We start from the raw sequence: 15,024 nt of genomic DNA, 5'->3' as shown, positions 1-15,024 counted from the left end.
CTGTAAACGAGAGAAAGTCTGCACAATGTTCCAGAACCTCGCAATAAGACAATGTGACCAAAAATGCCGGAAATCCCACTTACCCCCAGTGTTTAGGAGGATTCTTAAGACTTTTACCCATAACGACGGGACATTGTGCTGAATAATCAGCTGCTGCCTCCCCGATCTTGCGGCTGTAGGCATAAAAAAACCCACGCGGGCGAACCGGCGTGGGTGGTCGATAACGGGGCGGTTAGTGCATTTTCAAACGCGGGCGGATCACCCGGTTAATGCCGCCAACCAGCATCATCAGGCCGGTTTTGATGTAGCCGTGCAAAGCGACCTGGTGCATACGGTACAGCGAGATGTAAACAAAGCGCGCAATGCGGCCTTCCACCATCATCGAGCCGCGCATCAGGTTGCCCATCAGGCTGCCCACGGTGCTGAAGCGGGACAGAGACACCAACGAACCGTGGTCTTTATACACGTACGGCTTCAGCGTCTGGCCGTTCATCAGCGCCAGAATGTTGGTAAAGCAGCGTGATGCCATCTGGTGCGCCGACTGGGCGCGCGGCGGTACAAAACCACCGCCCTCTTTCGGGCAGGAAGCGCAGTCGCCGATGGCGAAAATGTTCGGATCGCGCGTGGTTTGCAACGTTGGCTCTACCACCAGCTGGTTGATGCGGTTGGTTTCCAGCCCGCCGATGTCCTTCATAAAGTCCGGCGCCTTGATACCGGCCGCCCACACCATCAGATCGGCATCGATAAATTCGCCGCCTTTGGTATTCAGGCCGTTGGCATCCGCGCTGGTGACCATGGTGTTGGTCAGCACGCGCACGCCCAATTTGTTCAGTTCCTGATGTGCAGCAGCCGAAATACGCGGCGGCAGCGCAGGCAGAATACGCTCGCCCGCTTCGACCAGCGTCACGTTCAGTGCACTGTTGTCCAGGCCTTCAAAACCATAGCTGTGCAGCTGTTTCACCGCATTATGCAGCTCGGCGGACAGCTCAACGCCAGTGGCACCGCCCCCAACGATAGCGATATTCACCCGCTCTTTTTGCCCCGGCTGCGCCGAGAACTTGAGGAACAGGTTCAGCATCTCGTTGTGGAAACGTCGAGCCTGGTGCGGGTTATCCAGGAAGATACAGTGATCTTTTACGCCAGGAGTGCCAAAGTCGTTCGAGGTACTGCCCAGCGCCATCACCAGAATATCGTAAGACAACTCGCGCTCAGGCACCAATTCGCCACCCTGCTCGTCGCAGATTTGCGCCAGGTGCAGCGTTTTGGTTTCACGATTGATGTTGGTCAGCGAACCCAGTTGGAAGCTGAAAGAGTGATTGCGCGCATGCGCCAGGTAGCTCAGCGCGTCAACGCCATCATCAAGGGAACCGGTTGCGACTTCATGCAGCAAAGGTTTCCACAGATGGCTGTGGTTACGGTCCACCAGCGTGATTTCAGCTTTATGCTTACGACCGAGTTTATGGCCCAGGCTGGTCGCCAGTTCCAGACCACCGGCGCCACCACCCACGATGACGATTTTTTTCTTTGGCGTTGTCAAAATAACCCCCTAAATGTGAACCAATTGTTGCCCAAGGGTAAAGAAATAATATCCTTAGAATACATAGGGTTCGCGTAAATTAAACCTGCTATCTAAAGCCAGAATAGCATGGGGGGTTATTTGGTAATACCAAAATTGATGTACATCAAACTTTTTTGGTTAAAGGCTGGACGAAGGGAAATTTTGAGGATTGTGATTCAAATAGTTAGCACTGGGTCACAGTTTCAAATTTTACCGTCCAACGGGCCAAACGGTGCTTTTTGACCGCAAAATACCGCAATGTCTGCCTGTAAAAAGCAAGCATTGCGGCGACATCGCGCGTTATAAAACTGTTAAAGCAGGGTCTTGAACGCCTTGATACGTTGCAGGTGAGGCGAGATATTTTTGAACTTGTGCGTCTGCTGTTCATCCCAGACGATTTCATAGTATTTGTGCAGCAGTTCCGCACTGCGCTGGCTGTCCAACACCTCGTCGTGGCGGGAAAGCACCGCCAGGCAGCGATCGCGATTTTTCTCGCGGAAGTCTTCGACACACTTGGTGGCGATGTCACGGTACTCTTCCGGCCGGTCGATTTTGCCCTGCATATGCTCTTCAGGATACAGATTGGGGTTGAAGATCACCTGTCGGATGCCGCACAGAAAGCCGATACGTTCGGCCCAAAAGCCCCCCAAACCCACCCCACAGATCAGCGGATGTTTATCCCCTTCCTGCTGAACCGCCTTGTCCACCTCTTTCAACAAATGCTGCATGTCATGGCGTGGATGCAAGGTGCTGTAGCTGATAAAGCGCACGTCCGGATCGATAAACTGGAGCTGTAACACCTTTTCATGATTGCCGGGACTGGTTGAATCGAAGCCATGTAGATAGATAATCATGTGGATCCTCGCAACAAGCTGAGGGCTGCGCCGCAGCCCTCATCGTTTACGCCGCATTACGACGCCCTGGGTTCACCCCGCATTACGCTGTTTGTGCTCCTCCCAGCGTTCGCTGAGCGCATTCAGTTCCTTATGCGCCTGCTGCCAGCGCGCAGAATCACGCAGCGCCTGGCGGGTGAACTGACCGCGATGATATAACTGCTTCACCCTGTCTGCTTTGACCGGGGACAGGTTATCCAGCACGCTGACCGCCCCTGCGCGGTTATTGCACACCAGGATCATGTCACAGCCGGCATCCAGCGCCGCCTGGCCACGTTCGGCATAACTGCCCATGATCGCCGCCCCTTCCATTGACAGGTCGTCCGAGAAAATGACGCCCTCAAAGCCCAACTCCTGACGCAGGATCTGCTTTAACCAATAAGGGGAGCCGCTGGCCGGACGCGGGTCTGCTTCAGTATAGATGACGTGCGCCGGCATTACGGCGTCCAGCCGTTGACGGTGAATCAATTCGCGGAAGATCGCCATATCATGTTCGCGGATCTGCGCCAGTGGACGTGGATCGCGCGGCGTTTCTTTGTGCGAATCAGCGCTGACGGCACCGTGCCCCGGGAAATGCTTGCCGGTGGTTTTCATACCGGCACTGTGCATGCCCAAAATGAACTGCTCAGCCATCACCAACGCCTGCGTTGGATCGCTGTGGAACGAGCGTTCACCAATCGCGGCGCTGACATGGCCAATATCCAGCACCGGCGCGAAGCTGATGTCGATATCCTGCGCGATCATTTCCGCTGCCATCAGCCAACCGGCCTCCTGCGCCAGACGCTTGCCCTCATGGGCAGAATTCAGGGCGGCAAATGACTGTGCCGCCGGCAGGCGGGTAAAACCTTCGCGGAAACGCTGAACGCGGCCGCCTTCCTGATCCACCGCCACCACCAGCCGATCGTGGGAAGCCTCGCGGATCTGCCGCACCAGCTCACGCAGCTGCTGTGCATCGTGGAAATTGCGGGTGAAGAGGATCAGGCCGCCCACCAGCGGGTGTTTTAAGATCTCACGTTCTTCTGCGTCCAGCTCATAGCTGGCGACATCTAACATTACTGGGCCCACGGCCACCTCACTTCATTATTCATTTATACCTGTCTACTTGAAGCTGCCTCTTTGTTGGCTGCGCCTGCACGCCCCAGTCACATAGTTATCTATGCTCCTGGGGACTTACAGACTGGCCGCCTCAATGCAACTCCAATTATTTTAGGTATAGAACATGGGATGTTAAACAAAAACGCCGGTGCAACACTGCGCCCCAGCGCAAAAATTCAGGATCGCCGGTCTGTTGCCAGCGCACTTCAAACCAGAGCAGCATCAGGTAATCCACCCACGGGAGCCAGCGCTGAACCTGCCTGCGCAGCAAGGGCAAATCAAGGTAACCGATGCGAGCATAATGCTGCAAAAATTGCTGTCGGCGCGCGGGTGACCAGGCGTTACTGCAAAACAGCGCGGCGATGTCTAACGCAATATCGCCGTCTGCCGCATACTCCCAGTCAATCAGCCGCAGATTTTCGCCCTGAACGATCAGATTACCCGGATGAACATCCATATGCAGTGGCGCCAGTTTCAACGGCGTTGGTGTGCGGCGGTGCTGAAAGTGTTGATGCAACCGCAGCCAGGCCGGCGTCAAACGCCGACCATCCAATTGCTGCCAATAACGGGCAAATTGCCGAGGCAGGTTCAACGGGTAGCCGCTGGGAGGTTGCCGATGCAAACCGGCCAGCAACGCCGCCAAATCGCCCTGCTCATTGAGGCGAGAAAAATCCGCACCTGTGACAACGTCACCATCAAGCCACTGCAGGATAATCCACTGATTATTTTGCACTAAAACCTGTGGCCCAATGTCCTTCCCACGGCGATGCAGCATCCGCGCCTCGCGCCGACGGCTGACGCCCAGCGCACTTTTCTCTGGGCTTTGCTGACGCGCCAACAGATGTACACCTTCGCCTTCAATACGCCAACTTTCACCGGTCAGGCCCTGCACCGGGCTGAAACGACAACCGGCGGTTTTCACCGCCGGCAGTTCGTTCTCAATCAGTGCTAGCAACGTGGCTTCAGTGTTTGACGGTGCCATTGCCTGACCAGACGATTTCACCGGTTTGCACCAGCATCAGTTGCATATCCAACGTTGGGGACTTCACGTCGCCACTGACGTCGCTGTACAACACGTACTGTGCACTGACGATCCGCGCCAGACCAATGGCTTTGCTGCGTGAACCCAGGCTGTCATCCGCCGACAGACCCAGCGTCTGTTTGGCACTGACCAACTGCGCTTCCGGCACGATGGAGAAGGTTTGATTGGATGCCAACGCCTTGTGCAGTGCCGAGGTCGCTTTCGCCGTCTGCAATGCACCGTTGGTGTTGTTCTTCACGCTGTCGAGCAACAGCACGCTGCCTGGATTGACGCCATCGGCTTTCAGCATCTGGTTCACCAGCGGCTGTACGCTGCCAAGCCAATCGAGCTGCTGAATTTTCGGCGGTTGCGGTACCGGCTCGCTAACCGGCGGTTGTGGCTGCTCGATCGGCGGCGTTACCGGCTCAACCGTCACCGGCGGCTGCGGTTGCTCCGGTTCCGGCGGACGCGATAAACAGCCGGTTAACGTCAACGCGGCCAGCGCCACAAATAGATACTTTTTCATTAATCCCTCTCCCACTGAACCAAGAGTTTACAAGAATAGGTACAGACGCACGCGTTTGGCATCGAGGTTGCCGTTAAGCGAGTAAATAGTGGCGTCTGAATTTGGCGCAATAGTGATGGTGCGCGGCGCCTCAAAAGGCCGGATATCCAGCCCCTGATCGTCATACCAGTAAAAACGATAGTGTACCGTTACCGGTGTGGATTGGCTGTTACTGAGTTCCGAGGTAGCCATCACGCGCCCGGAAGCGTCCGAAATCGACGGATTATCGGCCAGAATGCCCGCGGTCAGCACCGGCGAATCCATCACTACCGTCTGTCGGTCGTTGACCGCGATGCCTTTCGGGCTGCTGCAGCCCATTAAAATAACGGCGGGTAACGCCAGCGCCATCAGACAACGCAGGGATTTGCTATAGCGCATGATTGACCTCGGTTAGCGTGACAGCAGCGGCCCCAATGAACGGCCACCGACCAGATGCATATGAATATGATAGACCTCTTGGCCGGCATGGCGATTGCAATTGACTATCAGACGGTAGCCATCTTCGGCAATGCCTTCCTGCTCGGCAATTTTTGCCGCGGCGGTGATCATGCGGCCGAGAGCCGCTTCGTGCTCGACAGTCACGTCGTTAATCGTAGGGATCAGCACATTCGGGACGATCAAAATATGGGTCGGAGCCTGAGGTGAAATGTCGCGAAAAGCGGTGACCAGTTCATCCTGGTAGACCACATCAGCAGGGATTTCGCGGCGGATAATTTTACTGAAAATCGTTTCTTCGGCCATCTGGCGTTCCTTGTAGAGGGAAAAAAGCTGTACGCAGTATGAGTGACAAATTCTACTGCTTTCAACCTGATTGCGCACTTTCCGCGTTGAGTGATGCAGAATCAGGCAACCAGCCAGAATAATTACGCCGTTCCGGGCAGCGCATATCCGATTTTTTCACTTTGGTTATTCACTATTGTTGCTTTACTTGCCCGCGGCCGCCGCCAATAGTAACCCTATGATTAGCAACGGATAGAAATAACATGCAATTCAAAACACTGGCGCTGGGGGCGCTGTTGCTGTGCGGCCATGCCGTGGCTGAACCCCAAAGCATTATCGATCTGCAAGCCAACCAACAACATGTGCGAGCGGCGAAGAACCCGGCTGCCATCGCCTTGATCCCAGCCAATTACCCTTTTGCCGTGCCGGGCAAGTTAACCGTCGCAGTGGCGTCTGAAAATTCCCCGCCGCTGGCGCTGTTTGCCGAAGACAATAAAACGCTGATTGGCAGCGACCCGGATATTGCACAACTGGTGGCAGACAGCTTGGGGCTGGAATTAAATCTGGTGCCCACTTCCTGGGAGGATTGGCCACTCGGGATCAGTTCCGGCAAGTATGACGCCGCAATTTTCAATATTGCCGTGACCAAACTGCGCAAAACCAAGTTTGATTTCGCTACCTATCGGGTGGATACGCTGGGCTTTTACGTAAAATCCACCAGTAAAATCAATTCAATCAATCAACCCGCAGACGTTGCCGGGCTGCGAATCATTGTCGGTTCCGGCACCAATCAGGAAAATATTCTGCTCGGCTGGGACAAGCAGAACCGCGCCAACGGCCTGCCGCCGGTGCAACCGATTTATGTCACCGACGACGCTGCCGCCAACCTGAGCATTCAGTCCGGGCGCGTCGACGCCTACTTCGGCCCCCATTCCACCGGAGCCTACAAGGCGGCGCTGACCGGCAAAACCAAAATGGTTGGCATCGGCCCTAACGTGGCCTATGTGGCGGTCACCACTAAAAAAGACAATGGCCTGGTGGCGGCCATCAACGCCGCCATCAATGGGGTGATCGTCAGCGGCGAATACGCCCAGGTGCTGGATCGCTGGGGTGAGCACGATGAAAAGGTCCCGCGCTCAGCCATCAATCCGCCGGGTATCGGCGACTAATCCTCAATTAACTGGGGTGCGTGTGTCCACATCCAGTTAGCCAAAGAGTCGAGCGTCGGGCGCAGCGTTTTGCCCAGCGACGTAATTTGATATTCAACACGCGGCGGGACCTCCGGAAACACCTGCCGCGTGACCAGACCGCGCTGCTCAAACTGTCGCAGTTGGCGCGTCAACTCTTTCTGAGCAATCGGCGCTACCGCACGCTGCAGTTCACTGAAACGCACCGGGCTGTCGATCAAAATCAATCGGTAAAGGATGGGAACCGCCCACTTCCCTGCAACCAGATTCACGAAGTCCACCATCGGACAAGGTTCGCCCGCTGTCGGCAACCCGGCTAAATTTTTTTCCGTAGCAGAAAGCCCAGCTTTGCTCATTTCATCCCTCTTCGCTCGTTAGTATCCAAAAGGTGCCTACTATGCAAAGGGTACTATAGCGCAAATAATGGCCGTATCGACAATAAACAGGAGTGGGCTATGTCACGACTACAAGGCAAATACGCGTTGATCACCGGCGGCACCAGCGGCATTGGTTTGGAAACGGCGCGTCAGTTTATCGCCGAGGGGGCCACCGTGGCGATCACCGGCCGCAGCCAAAGCGGCCTCGAGGCAGCGGGAAAAGAACTGGGTGACGTGTTGCTGTTACGCAGCGACGCCGGAGATATCGCTGAACAACGTACATTGGCGCAGCAGTTGGCCAACCACTGGCCGCGCCTCGACGTGCTGTATATCAACGCCGGTGACGTCACACACCATCCTTTGCAGGAGTGGGATGAACAAAGTTATCAGCGACTGATGGACATCAACCTGAAGGGGCCGTTCTTCCTGATCCAGGCGCTGCTGCCACAGCTGGCTAATCCGGCGTCGATTATTTTGTGCGGCTCGGTCAGTGCACATATCGGGCTGCCATTAAGCAACGTTTACGCCGCCAGCAAGGCCGGGCTGTTGTCGCTGGCCCGAACGCTTTCCGGCGAACTGCATCCGCGCGGCATCCGGGTTAACGGCCTCAGCCCCGGCCCGACAGAAACCCCGGCGCTGGGCAAGCTGGGGCTAAATGATGCCGATGAACAGGCCCTGCGCGACGAGATCCGCGCTCTGGTGCCTATCGGCCGCATGGGTACGGCATGGGAGCTGGCAAAGGCGGCAGTCTTCCTGGCATCGGATGAGTCCGCCTTTATGGTGGGCAGTGAGTTGCCGATCGACGGTGGCGTAGGAAATCTTTAGTCGTGTTGATAATCTGAAAATAAAGACCGCTCTCGCGGTCTTTATTTAATAATTACTCAGCCCACTCCCTGAATAGGGTTGGTGTTAAATGTATAAACTACAATTTTCCAATGCCCCTGCTGTTTTTCTAAAATAAAGACTTCCCGATTTAAATCAATTAGCGTTGCGCCATCGCTAATTCGACTAACCGTCGCCCCACGGTGATGGTGAGTACGCACATAAGCCATATTGCCATTAACCCGAACGCTGTCATAGGCGAATTCTGTTTCAAACTTCTCTTTCTTAAATAAGTCGTCATATTGCTGGCGACGTTTTTCGCTAGTGTCCGCGGTTGGCTTTTCATTCCATTGTGAGTAACTCTCACTCGCGAACAACGATAAAATAGTGTTGGTATCACCCGCATTAAGCGCAGTCTGGTAGCGATTTATCGTATCGTAAACGGCTTTTTGTTCCGCCGCTATACCAGCATCAGCGGAAACCTTATAACTTTGATGCGCCAGATTATTTTCAGCCGCGTAGGCTTGAGTGAACAAACCTGGCCCCACCAGCAATAAAGCAGCGATTATTTTTTTCATTGAATATCCTTAACACATTATATTTAACCATGCGGTAAATTACGTCATCATTAAACGACAGATGATGAAAATAATTTAATCAACTTCGCCCCTGATTGACAGTGGGCAAATTTAAAAATATTCTTTTAAAAATTTAAATAATGGACGTAGCCAAAATGAATGAATTACACGCCCTGCGCGTTTTCTGTCAGGTAGTGGAAATGGAAGGGTTCAGCCAGGCTGCAACTAAACTGGGTTTATCACCCGCCAGCATCACTTACAGCATTAACCAGCTCGAGAAGCAGTTTCAACAGCCGCTTTTTAAACGCTCAACCCGTCGTTTTTCGCTGACTGCAGCCGGTGAGCGCTGCTATCGTTCGGCGCAAGAGATATTGCAGCAGTTTGATCGACTGAAGAACGATATGTCGGATGAATTTGAACAACCCCGCGGCCCCTTGCGCGTTGAGATTGCCTCGATGCTCAGCAGTATGCATATCGCCCCTGTACTGCCGTCATTTCTGGCACAGTATCCGGAAATACAGCTCAGCGTGTCGGTAAGCGATCGGCTGGTCAATCCGGTAGAGGATCGTGCAGACGTGTTTATTCGAATCGGCGCCAACGATGTCCCGGATATGGTCAGCCGCAAACTATTCCAACCGCACTACCTGTGTTGCGGTTCAAGTGTCTATTTTGACCGTTATGGCCGGCCGGAACACCCACAACAGTTGCAACAACATGTGCGGCTTGGTTTTATCCGCTCAGGTGAAGCAATGGCAGATCCGTGGCAATTTATTCGTAACGAGCAAGTCTATCAACTGCCCCCCAGCCCACTGCTGAGTTTTAATCATTCGCAGTCTTTATGTGAAGTGGCCAAAAACCATCTCGGACTGGTCTATTTGCTGGATTGCACGTTAGAAAGTTACCTGCTGGCGGGGTCACTGGAGCCGGTATTACAGGAATGGGCCCCCGTTGGCGCCCCCGTCAATATCCTTTACCCACGGTTGCGCGACCGCAGCCATAAAATACGCGTATTCGTCGACTTTATCAGCACGCTTTTTTCCGGGAAGCAAGAAAAGGGAGCGGCGTAATCTGAGGTGAAAAACTCAATGAGATGAGACGGATAACTACACCAACCCTGCCTTTTCTACCTTAAATGAAAGGTTAGGCCATAAAACCGCTTGCTGGATCTTGAACATTATAAACATGCGAATTATTTCTCATGAAACAGTTTTACATGTCCGCTTAGAAATGAATGATTCCGTTTACATCACTGCCACCGCAGCCGCTGGAAGCCAGGCCTAGACTGTATGAACAGGGCGTATTGCGGATCCCAAACCGCCAGCCGTTAGTAGACTGACTTAAGGCTATCCCTCCCCCCTCAATTGTTTATCACTGATAACGCTATGGCCAAACCACCGTATGCCATACGCATTAAAGGACATTGAGATCATGAAAATGAAAGTCGTTACTCATGCCACACTGGTCATCCTGCCTCTGTTGTTAAGCGGGCTCGCGCGGGCCAACGATCAAACCATTCCCTGGGCGGCAAATACCGGCAGCATCTCCGACGATGAGAAGGCTCTGACCCAGGGACAAAACCCAGCGCCAAAAACGACGCCTTAACGGGAGCTCGCCGTTGCCAGGCCGTGACACTGGGTTGCACGGCTTGGTATCAGCCCAGACCGGGAATGGCGACACCGAAGGTTTGCAGCAGCAGCACCATGTTGAGCAGAATAATAATCACCGTACCGATGATCGACACCAGGCTGGTCAGGCGACTATTCACGAACTCGCCCATGATGTCGCGGCGACGCGTGAACATCACCAGGGCAATCATCGGCGCCGGCAGCGCCAGGCTCAATACGACCTGGCTGTAAACCAGTGCGTCGGTGGCATTAACCCCTAGAGCTACCACGATGAACGCCGGCACCATGGTGACCATGCGGCGTACCCATACCGGGATACGGAAACCGACAAAGCCCTGCATGATCATCTGGCCTGCCATCGTACCCACTACCGAGCTGGAAATGCCGGAAGCAATCAGCGACATCAGGAAGATACCCGCCGCCGCAGCGCCAAACAGCGGCGTCAGCGTATGGTAGGCGGTGCCAATCTCCGCCACGTCGCTGTTACCGGCATGGAAGGCGCTGGAGGCCATAATCACCATGGCAATATTCACCAGCCCGGCGACAGATAAGGCAATCACCACCTCAATATTGGAAAAGCGCAGCAGTTTACGCCTTTCACCACTGTCACTGGCCGGCGCACGGTGCTGAGTCAGCCCTGAGTGCAGGAAGATGGCGTGCGGCATCACCGTGGCGCCGATAATCCCCACCGCGATGGTCAACGCCTGTGCATCCGGCAACTGCGGCGTAACCATGCCCATACCCGCTGCAGCCCAGTCCACCGGTACAATGAACATCTCGACCAGATAACACAGGGCAATAATCGCGACCAGGCCGCCGATCATCAGCTCTACCGGGCGGAACCCCTTTTTCTCTACCATCAGCAAAGCGTAGGTAATGACCGCGGTCACCCCCATTCCCGGCAACAGCGGCATATGGAACAGCAAGGCAAGCGCTATAGCCCCGCCGAGGAACTCCGCCAGATCGGTTGCCATCGCCGCCACTTCACTGAGCAGCCACATGCCGATCACCACTGGGCGCGAAAATTGATCGCGGCACATCTCTGCCAGATTGCGTTGAGTGACGATACCCAACTTGGCCGACAGCGCCTGGAACAGCATGGCGATCAGGTTGGCCATCACCACCACCCATAGCAAGCTATAGCCGTATTTCGAGCCGGCCTGAATATTGGTGGCGAAGTTACCGGGGTCCATATAAGCAATGGAGGCAATCACCGCAGGCCCGGCGAACAGCAGCGGCGTGAATGCGCCACGCTTGCGCCCGGCAAGCGCGTTACCTATTGCCGTATTGGTTCGTTCGGTTAACGATGTGGTGGTTGCCGCATCACGCATGGTTTACCCTCAATCTTTTTCTGGTTATTTTTCACCCAACACTCTCAGCAATGTAGCATCGGCTACACTTTATGCAAAATGGAAGATACTCTACCTTTGTGTACAAATATTTCTAATTTCCACCCAATGCGTCTGGCGAATTGATAATGCGTCGCCTTTGGACTAACGTATGGCGGAACTGTATTAATCTGCAACTCACTGGATTTACGTTTAAAGGACGTCTCAGAATATGGCAACAAGCGCACCAGATGACGCCGACCGCCCCGTCGTGGCCGAAATGCCAGACGAGGCTGAACATGCCCTGCGCTTCACCCGCGCTCGTGAGGCGCAGTCCAATGCGCTGATTGAAGATTATGTCGAGCTGATAGCCGACTTGCTGGTCACCACCCGCGAAGCAAGGACCACCGATATCGCCAAACGTTTCGGTGTGTCGCACCCGACCGCGATCAAGAACATTGCCCGGCTGAAGAGTGCAGGTCTGGTGGAGTCACGGCCTTATCGAGGGGTTTTCCTGACGGAGGAAGGTGAACAACTGGCGCAGAAGGTACGCCGTCGTCATCGGATAGTCGTCGACCTGCTGGTGTGCCTTGGGGTACCGAACGAAACGGCGGAGTTGGACAGCGAAGGGATCGAGCACCATATTTCCAGCGACACCCTGGCGGTGTTTGAACAGTTCCTGCAAAAACACGCGGAAAAATAGCGCCTCCCGGTTGTTGCTGCCTCTTCAGGCTTAAAGAACCCTGGCTGCGCCGGCGGCTTGAGACACAATAGGTCTTTCACCCAGTGAGGAACCGCTGGGTGAAATACAGAGGCTGGAATACTCAACATCTACATTTGAGCAGCAGTGCTAAGGGGAAGTCATTGCATACATGACTACCGAACCAAGGGCATTGTTTCTCTTCTCTACAAAGATCTCGTTATCGAACGCATAGTTACCCGCGGGATGACATATTCTTATGTTCGTCCCCAGGTCCGGATCGTCAACATCGGCGCCAGAACAACTTTTCCTGCTGCCTTCAGCATAAGAGTAAGCCGCCGTGTAGGTCACGACCGGCCCTGGCAGCAGGTAGGTCATGGTGATTAATGCCATAGCAAAGACAAAGAACAAAACAATGCAGGCCCCGCCATAAAACTTGAGATAATCAATGTGCTTATTGCTTTTTACGGCGCCACGGCCAATAGCGTAAATTGAAATAAACAAAGCCAGTATCATCGCTGCAACAATCATATAGCGCGTTGTCGAGACACTGAGAAAAGTAATGCGGTAAACCTCTCTATGCCACCACATCACTCCATACACCAACCCTAAAAAAGCGATGGTCGCAGAAAAGAGAAAAGGATAAGAATACTTTTTCACGCTCCAAAATCCTTCTGGCAGATCACCTACTCATTGAAGTAAAACCATTATCTTTGTTGGCACTGCCACATGCAATCATCCCGACGGGTTGCACCACGTTAGTAGAAAGTGGCCTTCAGAGATTTATTTAAAAGCCGACAAAAAACCAATAAAAAAGGGAGGCTTTCGCCTCCCTTAAAACTCCCCTGCCTGACCTGAATTAATGGTTACGGATGTACTCGTCCATATCCGTTTTCAGGTTGTCAGATTTGGTGCCAAAGATAGCCTGAACACCCGAGCCTGCGACGACAACGCCAGCAGCACCCAGTTTTTTCAAGCCAGCCTGGTCAACCTTGCTCACGTCCGCCACGCTAACGCGTAGTCGAGTGATACAGGCATCCAGGTTGGTGATGTTCTCTTTACCACCGAAAGCCTGAACCAGTGCTGCAGACATTTCAGAACCGCCCTGGGCAACCTGCTCAGAAGCCGTGTCTTCGCGACCTGGTGTTTTCAGATCCAGTTTGGCAATCAGCACGCGGAAGATGGTGTAGTACACCAGACCGTAGATGATACCGACCACTGGGAACAGCCAGATTTTGCTGCTGTTACCGCTCAGTACGATAAAGTCGATCAGGCCGTGCGAGAAGCTGGTGCCGTCACGCATCCCCAACAGGATACAGATCGGGAACGCCAGGCCAGCCAGAATGGCGTGGATTGCGTACAGGATCGGCGCAACGAACATGAAGGAGAACTCGATCGGTTCGGTGATACCGGTCAGGAACGAGGTCAGCGCAGCGGAGATCATGATACCGCCGACTTTTGCGCGGTTTTCCGGCTTGGCCGAGTGCCAGATGGCAATCGCAGCAGCAGGCAGACCGTACATTTTGAACAGGAAGCCACCGGACAGTTTACCCGCAGTCGGGTCACCTGCCATATAACGTGGGATGTCGCCGTGGAATACCTGGCCCGCCGCGTTGGTGTATTCACCAATCTGCATCTGGAAAGGTACGTTCCAGATGTGGTGCAGACCAAACGGCACCAGCGCACGTTCAACCACGCCGTAGATACCAAATGCCACTACCGGGTTCTGATATGCAGCCCACTGGGAGAAGGTCTGGATAGCCGTACCGATAGGAGGCCAGATGAAGGACAGCACTACGCCCAGAACGATTGCCGCCAGGCCGGAAATAATCGGCACAAAGCGCTTACCGGCAAAGAAGCCCAGGTATTCCGGCAATTGAATGCGGAAGAAGCGGTTAAACATATAGGCCGCGATGGAGCCGGAGATAATCCCCCCGAGCACACCGGTATCCGCCAGGTGTTTGGCCGCGATCTCTTCAGCCGGCAGGTGCAGCACCAAAGGCGCTACTACCGCCATGGTTTTCACCATGATGCCGTAAGCCACTACTGCGGCTAACGCGGAGACACCGTCGTTATTGGTGAAGCCCAGGGCAACACCGATGGCGAAGATCAGCGGCATGTTGGCGAAAACGGAACCGCCGGCTTCCGCCATCACGTGGGAGACTACCGCAGGTAGCCAGCTAAAGTTGGCGGAACCGACGCCCAGCAGGATACCTGCGATAGGCAATACGGACACCGGCAGCATTAGCGACTTACCTACTTTTTGCAGGTTTGCAAATGCGTTCTTGAACATAGTTGAGTGTGCTCCTGAGTAATAGTGCTTTGCTACTTTCCGCGATTCTTCGCGTTGCAAGGGGGGGAGAAAAAACCCCTGCAATTCAGGGTGTCTGAGCACCCCTTGAATTTTTACGCAGAGTAAAATAAATAGGCTGCGCAATGTTTGATGGCAGTCACGTTTCAATGAACAAAACCGGGTATTTTTCTTAAATTGCCTATTTTTTGTCAAAAAAGAGGAAAAAACGCCCGCACCTCGCCCTAAAACGGGTGGGAACATT

General features: G+C 54.0%; 17 protein-coding genes. 5 read left to right on the top strand and 12 right to left on the bottom strand.

The genetic code is table 11. The features are described 5' to 3' along the window. Positions 1-232 precede the first annotated feature (232 nt). From M495_RS09175 to hinT, 7 genes are all read right to left on the bottom strand, one after another. Complete coding sequence (locus M495_RS09175; RefSeq protein WP_020826361.1) at positions 233-1,537, bottom strand: NAD(P)/FAD-dependent oxidoreductase; 1,305 nt, start codon at positions 1,535-1,537, stop codon at positions 233-235. Between the two features lie 332 nt (positions 1,538-1,869). Then, positions 1,870-2,412, bottom strand: coding sequence for an alpha/beta hydrolase YcfP (gene ycfP / locus M495_RS09170; protein ID WP_020826360.1), 543 nt, complete (start codon positions 2,410-2,412; stop codon positions 1,870-1,872). 72 nt (positions 2,413-2,484) lie between these two features. Further along, the gene (gene nagZ, locus M495_RS09165) at positions 2,485-3,504 is read right to left on the bottom strand and encodes a beta-N-acetylhexosaminidase (RefSeq protein WP_020826359.1); all 1,020 of its coding nucleotides are present in this window, start codon (positions 3,502-3,504) and stop codon (positions 2,485-2,487) included. A gap of 148 nt (positions 3,505-3,652) precedes the next feature. Continuing rightward, positions 3,653-4,528: a thiamine kinase gene (thiK, locus tag M495_RS09160; RefSeq protein WP_020826358.1), complete on the bottom strand. Its 876-nt coding sequence runs from the start codon at positions 4,526-4,528 to the stop codon at positions 3,653-3,655. Continuing rightward, on the bottom strand, positions 4,509-5,093 hold the full coding sequence (lpoB, locus tag M495_RS09155) for a penicillin-binding protein activator LpoB (RefSeq protein ID WP_020826357.1): 585 nt from the start codon (positions 5,091-5,093) through the stop codon (positions 4,509-4,511). The genes thiK and lpoB overlap by 20 nt, the downstream gene beginning before the upstream one ends. Positions 5,094-5,120: 27 nt before the next feature. Further along, positions 5,121-5,510, bottom strand: a complete 390-nt coding sequence (locus tag M495_RS09150) for a YcfL family protein (RefSeq protein WP_020826356.1) — start codon at positions 5,508-5,510, stop codon at positions 5,121-5,123. A gap of 12 nt (positions 5,511-5,522) precedes the next feature. Further along, positions 5,523-5,873 carry a purine nucleoside phosphoramidase gene (gene hinT, locus M495_RS09145; RefSeq protein ID WP_020826355.1) on the bottom strand — a complete coding sequence of 117 codons (351 nt, stop codon included), beginning with the start codon at positions 5,871-5,873 and terminating at the stop codon, positions 5,523-5,525. Between the two features lie 242 nt (positions 5,874-6,115). Here hinT and M495_RS09140 point away from each other — a divergent pair, with 242 nt between their 5' ends. After that, positions 6,116-7,021 carry an ABC transporter substrate-binding protein gene (locus M495_RS09140; protein WP_020826354.1) on the top strand — a complete coding sequence of 302 codons (906 nt, stop codon included), beginning with the start codon at positions 6,116-6,118 and terminating at the stop codon, positions 7,019-7,021. Here the strand turns inward: M495_RS09140 and M495_RS09135 are convergent. After that, positions 7,018-7,395 (bottom strand): winged helix-turn-helix transcriptional regulator, encoded by a 378-nt coding sequence (locus tag M495_RS09135; RefSeq protein WP_020826353.1) that lies wholly within the window; start codon positions 7,393-7,395, stop codon positions 7,018-7,020. The genes M495_RS09140 and M495_RS09135 overlap by 4 nt on opposite strands. Before the next feature lie 99 nt (positions 7,396-7,494). Between M495_RS09135 and M495_RS09130 the strand changes: the two genes are divergently transcribed. Beyond that, entirely contained in the window at positions 7,495-8,241 is a 747-nt protein-coding gene (locus M495_RS09130) for an SDR family oxidoreductase (RefSeq protein WP_020826352.1), read from the top strand. A gap of 56 nt (positions 8,242-8,297) precedes the next feature. Here M495_RS09130 and M495_RS09125 read toward each other — a convergent pair whose 3' ends face one another. Continuing rightward, positions 8,298-8,816 (bottom strand): YybH family protein, encoded by a 519-nt coding sequence (locus M495_RS09125; protein WP_020826351.1) that lies wholly within the window; start codon positions 8,814-8,816, stop codon positions 8,298-8,300. A gap of 155 nt (positions 8,817-8,971) precedes the next feature. Between M495_RS09125 and M495_RS09120 the strand changes: the two genes are divergently transcribed. Beyond that, positions 8,972-9,883, top strand: a complete 912-nt coding sequence (locus tag M495_RS09120; protein ID WP_020826350.1) for a LysR family transcriptional regulator — start codon at positions 8,972-8,974, stop codon at positions 9,881-9,883. A gap of 361 nt (positions 9,884-10,244) precedes the next feature. Then, positions 10,245-10,418: a hypothetical protein gene (locus M495_RS25775; protein WP_020826349.1), complete on the top strand. Its 174-nt coding sequence runs from the start codon at positions 10,245-10,247 to the stop codon at positions 10,416-10,418. A 49-nt stretch (positions 10,419-10,467) separates the two neighbouring features. Here M495_RS25775 and M495_RS09115 read toward each other — a convergent pair whose 3' ends face one another. Then, the gene (locus M495_RS09115) at positions 10,468-11,772 is read right to left on the bottom strand and encodes an Nramp family divalent metal transporter (RefSeq protein ID WP_020826348.1); all 1,305 of its coding nucleotides are present in this window, start codon (positions 11,770-11,772) and stop codon (positions 10,468-10,470) included. A 229-nt stretch (positions 11,773-12,001) separates the two neighbouring features. On the opposite strand from M495_RS09115, the gene mntR reads away from it, so the two are divergent. After that, positions 12,002-12,472 (top strand): manganese-binding transcriptional regulator MntR, encoded by a 471-nt coding sequence (mntR, locus tag M495_RS09110; RefSeq protein ID WP_020826347.1) that lies wholly within the window; start codon positions 12,002-12,004, stop codon positions 12,470-12,472. A gap of 147 nt (positions 12,473-12,619) precedes the next feature. On the opposite strand, the gene M495_RS09105 is transcribed toward mntR, so the two are convergent. Beyond that, the gene (locus M495_RS09105; protein WP_020826346.1) at positions 12,620-13,129 is read right to left on the bottom strand and encodes a hypothetical protein; all 510 of its coding nucleotides are present in this window, start codon (positions 13,127-13,129) and stop codon (positions 12,620-12,622) included. 199 nt (positions 13,130-13,328) lie between these two features. Next, positions 13,329-14,762 (bottom strand): PTS glucose transporter subunit IIBC, encoded by a 1,434-nt coding sequence (ptsG, locus tag M495_RS09100; protein ID WP_020826345.1) that lies wholly within the window; start codon positions 14,760-14,762, stop codon positions 13,329-13,331. Between the last annotated feature and the right edge of the window lie 262 nt (positions 14,763-15,024).

Origin of the sequence: Serratia liquefaciens ATCC 27592 (assembly GCF_000422085.1) — a bacterium.
GTDB classification, from domain to species: domain Bacteria; phylum Pseudomonadota; class Gammaproteobacteria; order Enterobacterales; family Enterobacteriaceae; genus Serratia; species Serratia liquefaciens.
The sequence above is the reverse complement of the archived record's forward strand: the minus strand, read 5'-3'. Positions and strand labels throughout refer to the sequence as shown.

Bases quoted from the DNA above. Each gene is read 5' to 3' on its own strand.
- ycfP (WP_020826360.1), bottom strand. From the start codon at position 2,412: ATGATTATCTATCTACATGGCTTCGATTCAACCAGTCCCGGCAATCAT.
- nagZ (WP_020826359.1), bottom strand. From the start codon at position 3,504: ATGTTAGATGTCGCCAGCTATGAGCTGGACGCAGAAGAACGTGAGATC.
- thiK (WP_020826358.1), bottom strand. From the start codon at position 4,528: ATGGCACCGTCAAACACTGAAGCCACGTTGCTAGCACTGATTGAGAAC.
- lpoB (WP_020826357.1), bottom strand. From the start codon at position 5,093: ATGAAAAAGTATCTATTTGTGGCGCTGGCCGCGTTGACGTTAACCGGC.
- M495_RS09150 (WP_020826356.1), bottom strand. From the start codon at position 5,510: ATGCGCTATAGCAAATCCCTGCGTTGTCTGATGGCGCTGGCGTTACCC.
- hinT (WP_020826355.1), bottom strand. From the start codon at position 5,873: ATGGCCGAAGAAACGATTTTCAGTAAAATTATCCGCCGCGAAATCCCT.
- M495_RS09140 (WP_020826354.1), top strand. From the start codon at position 6,116: ATGCAATTCAAAACACTGGCGCTGGGGGCGCTGTTGCTGTGCGGCCAT.
- M495_RS09135 (WP_020826353.1), bottom strand. From the start codon at position 7,395: ATGAGCAAAGCTGGGCTTTCTGCTACGGAAAAAAATTTAGCCGGGTTG.
- M495_RS09130 (WP_020826352.1), top strand. From the start codon at position 7,495: ATGTCACGACTACAAGGCAAATACGCGTTGATCACCGGCGGCACCAGC.
- M495_RS09125 (WP_020826351.1), bottom strand. From the start codon at position 8,816: ATGAAAAAAATAATCGCTGCTTTATTGCTGGTGGGGCCAGGTTTGTTC.
- M495_RS09120 (WP_020826350.1), top strand. From the start codon at position 8,972: ATGAATGAATTACACGCCCTGCGCGTTTTCTGTCAGGTAGTGGAAATG.
- M495_RS25775 (WP_020826349.1), top strand. From the start codon at position 10,245: ATGAAAATGAAAGTCGTTACTCATGCCACACTGGTCATCCTGCCTCTG.
- M495_RS09115 (WP_020826348.1), bottom strand. From the start codon at position 11,772: ATGCGTGATGCGGCAACCACCACATCGTTAACCGAACGAACCAATACG.
- mntR (WP_020826347.1), top strand. From the start codon at position 12,002: ATGGCAACAAGCGCACCAGATGACGCCGACCGCCCCGTCGTGGCCGAA.
- ptsG (WP_020826345.1), bottom strand. From the start codon at position 14,762: ATGTTCAAGAACGCATTTGCAAACCTGCAAAAAGTAGGTAAGTCGCTA.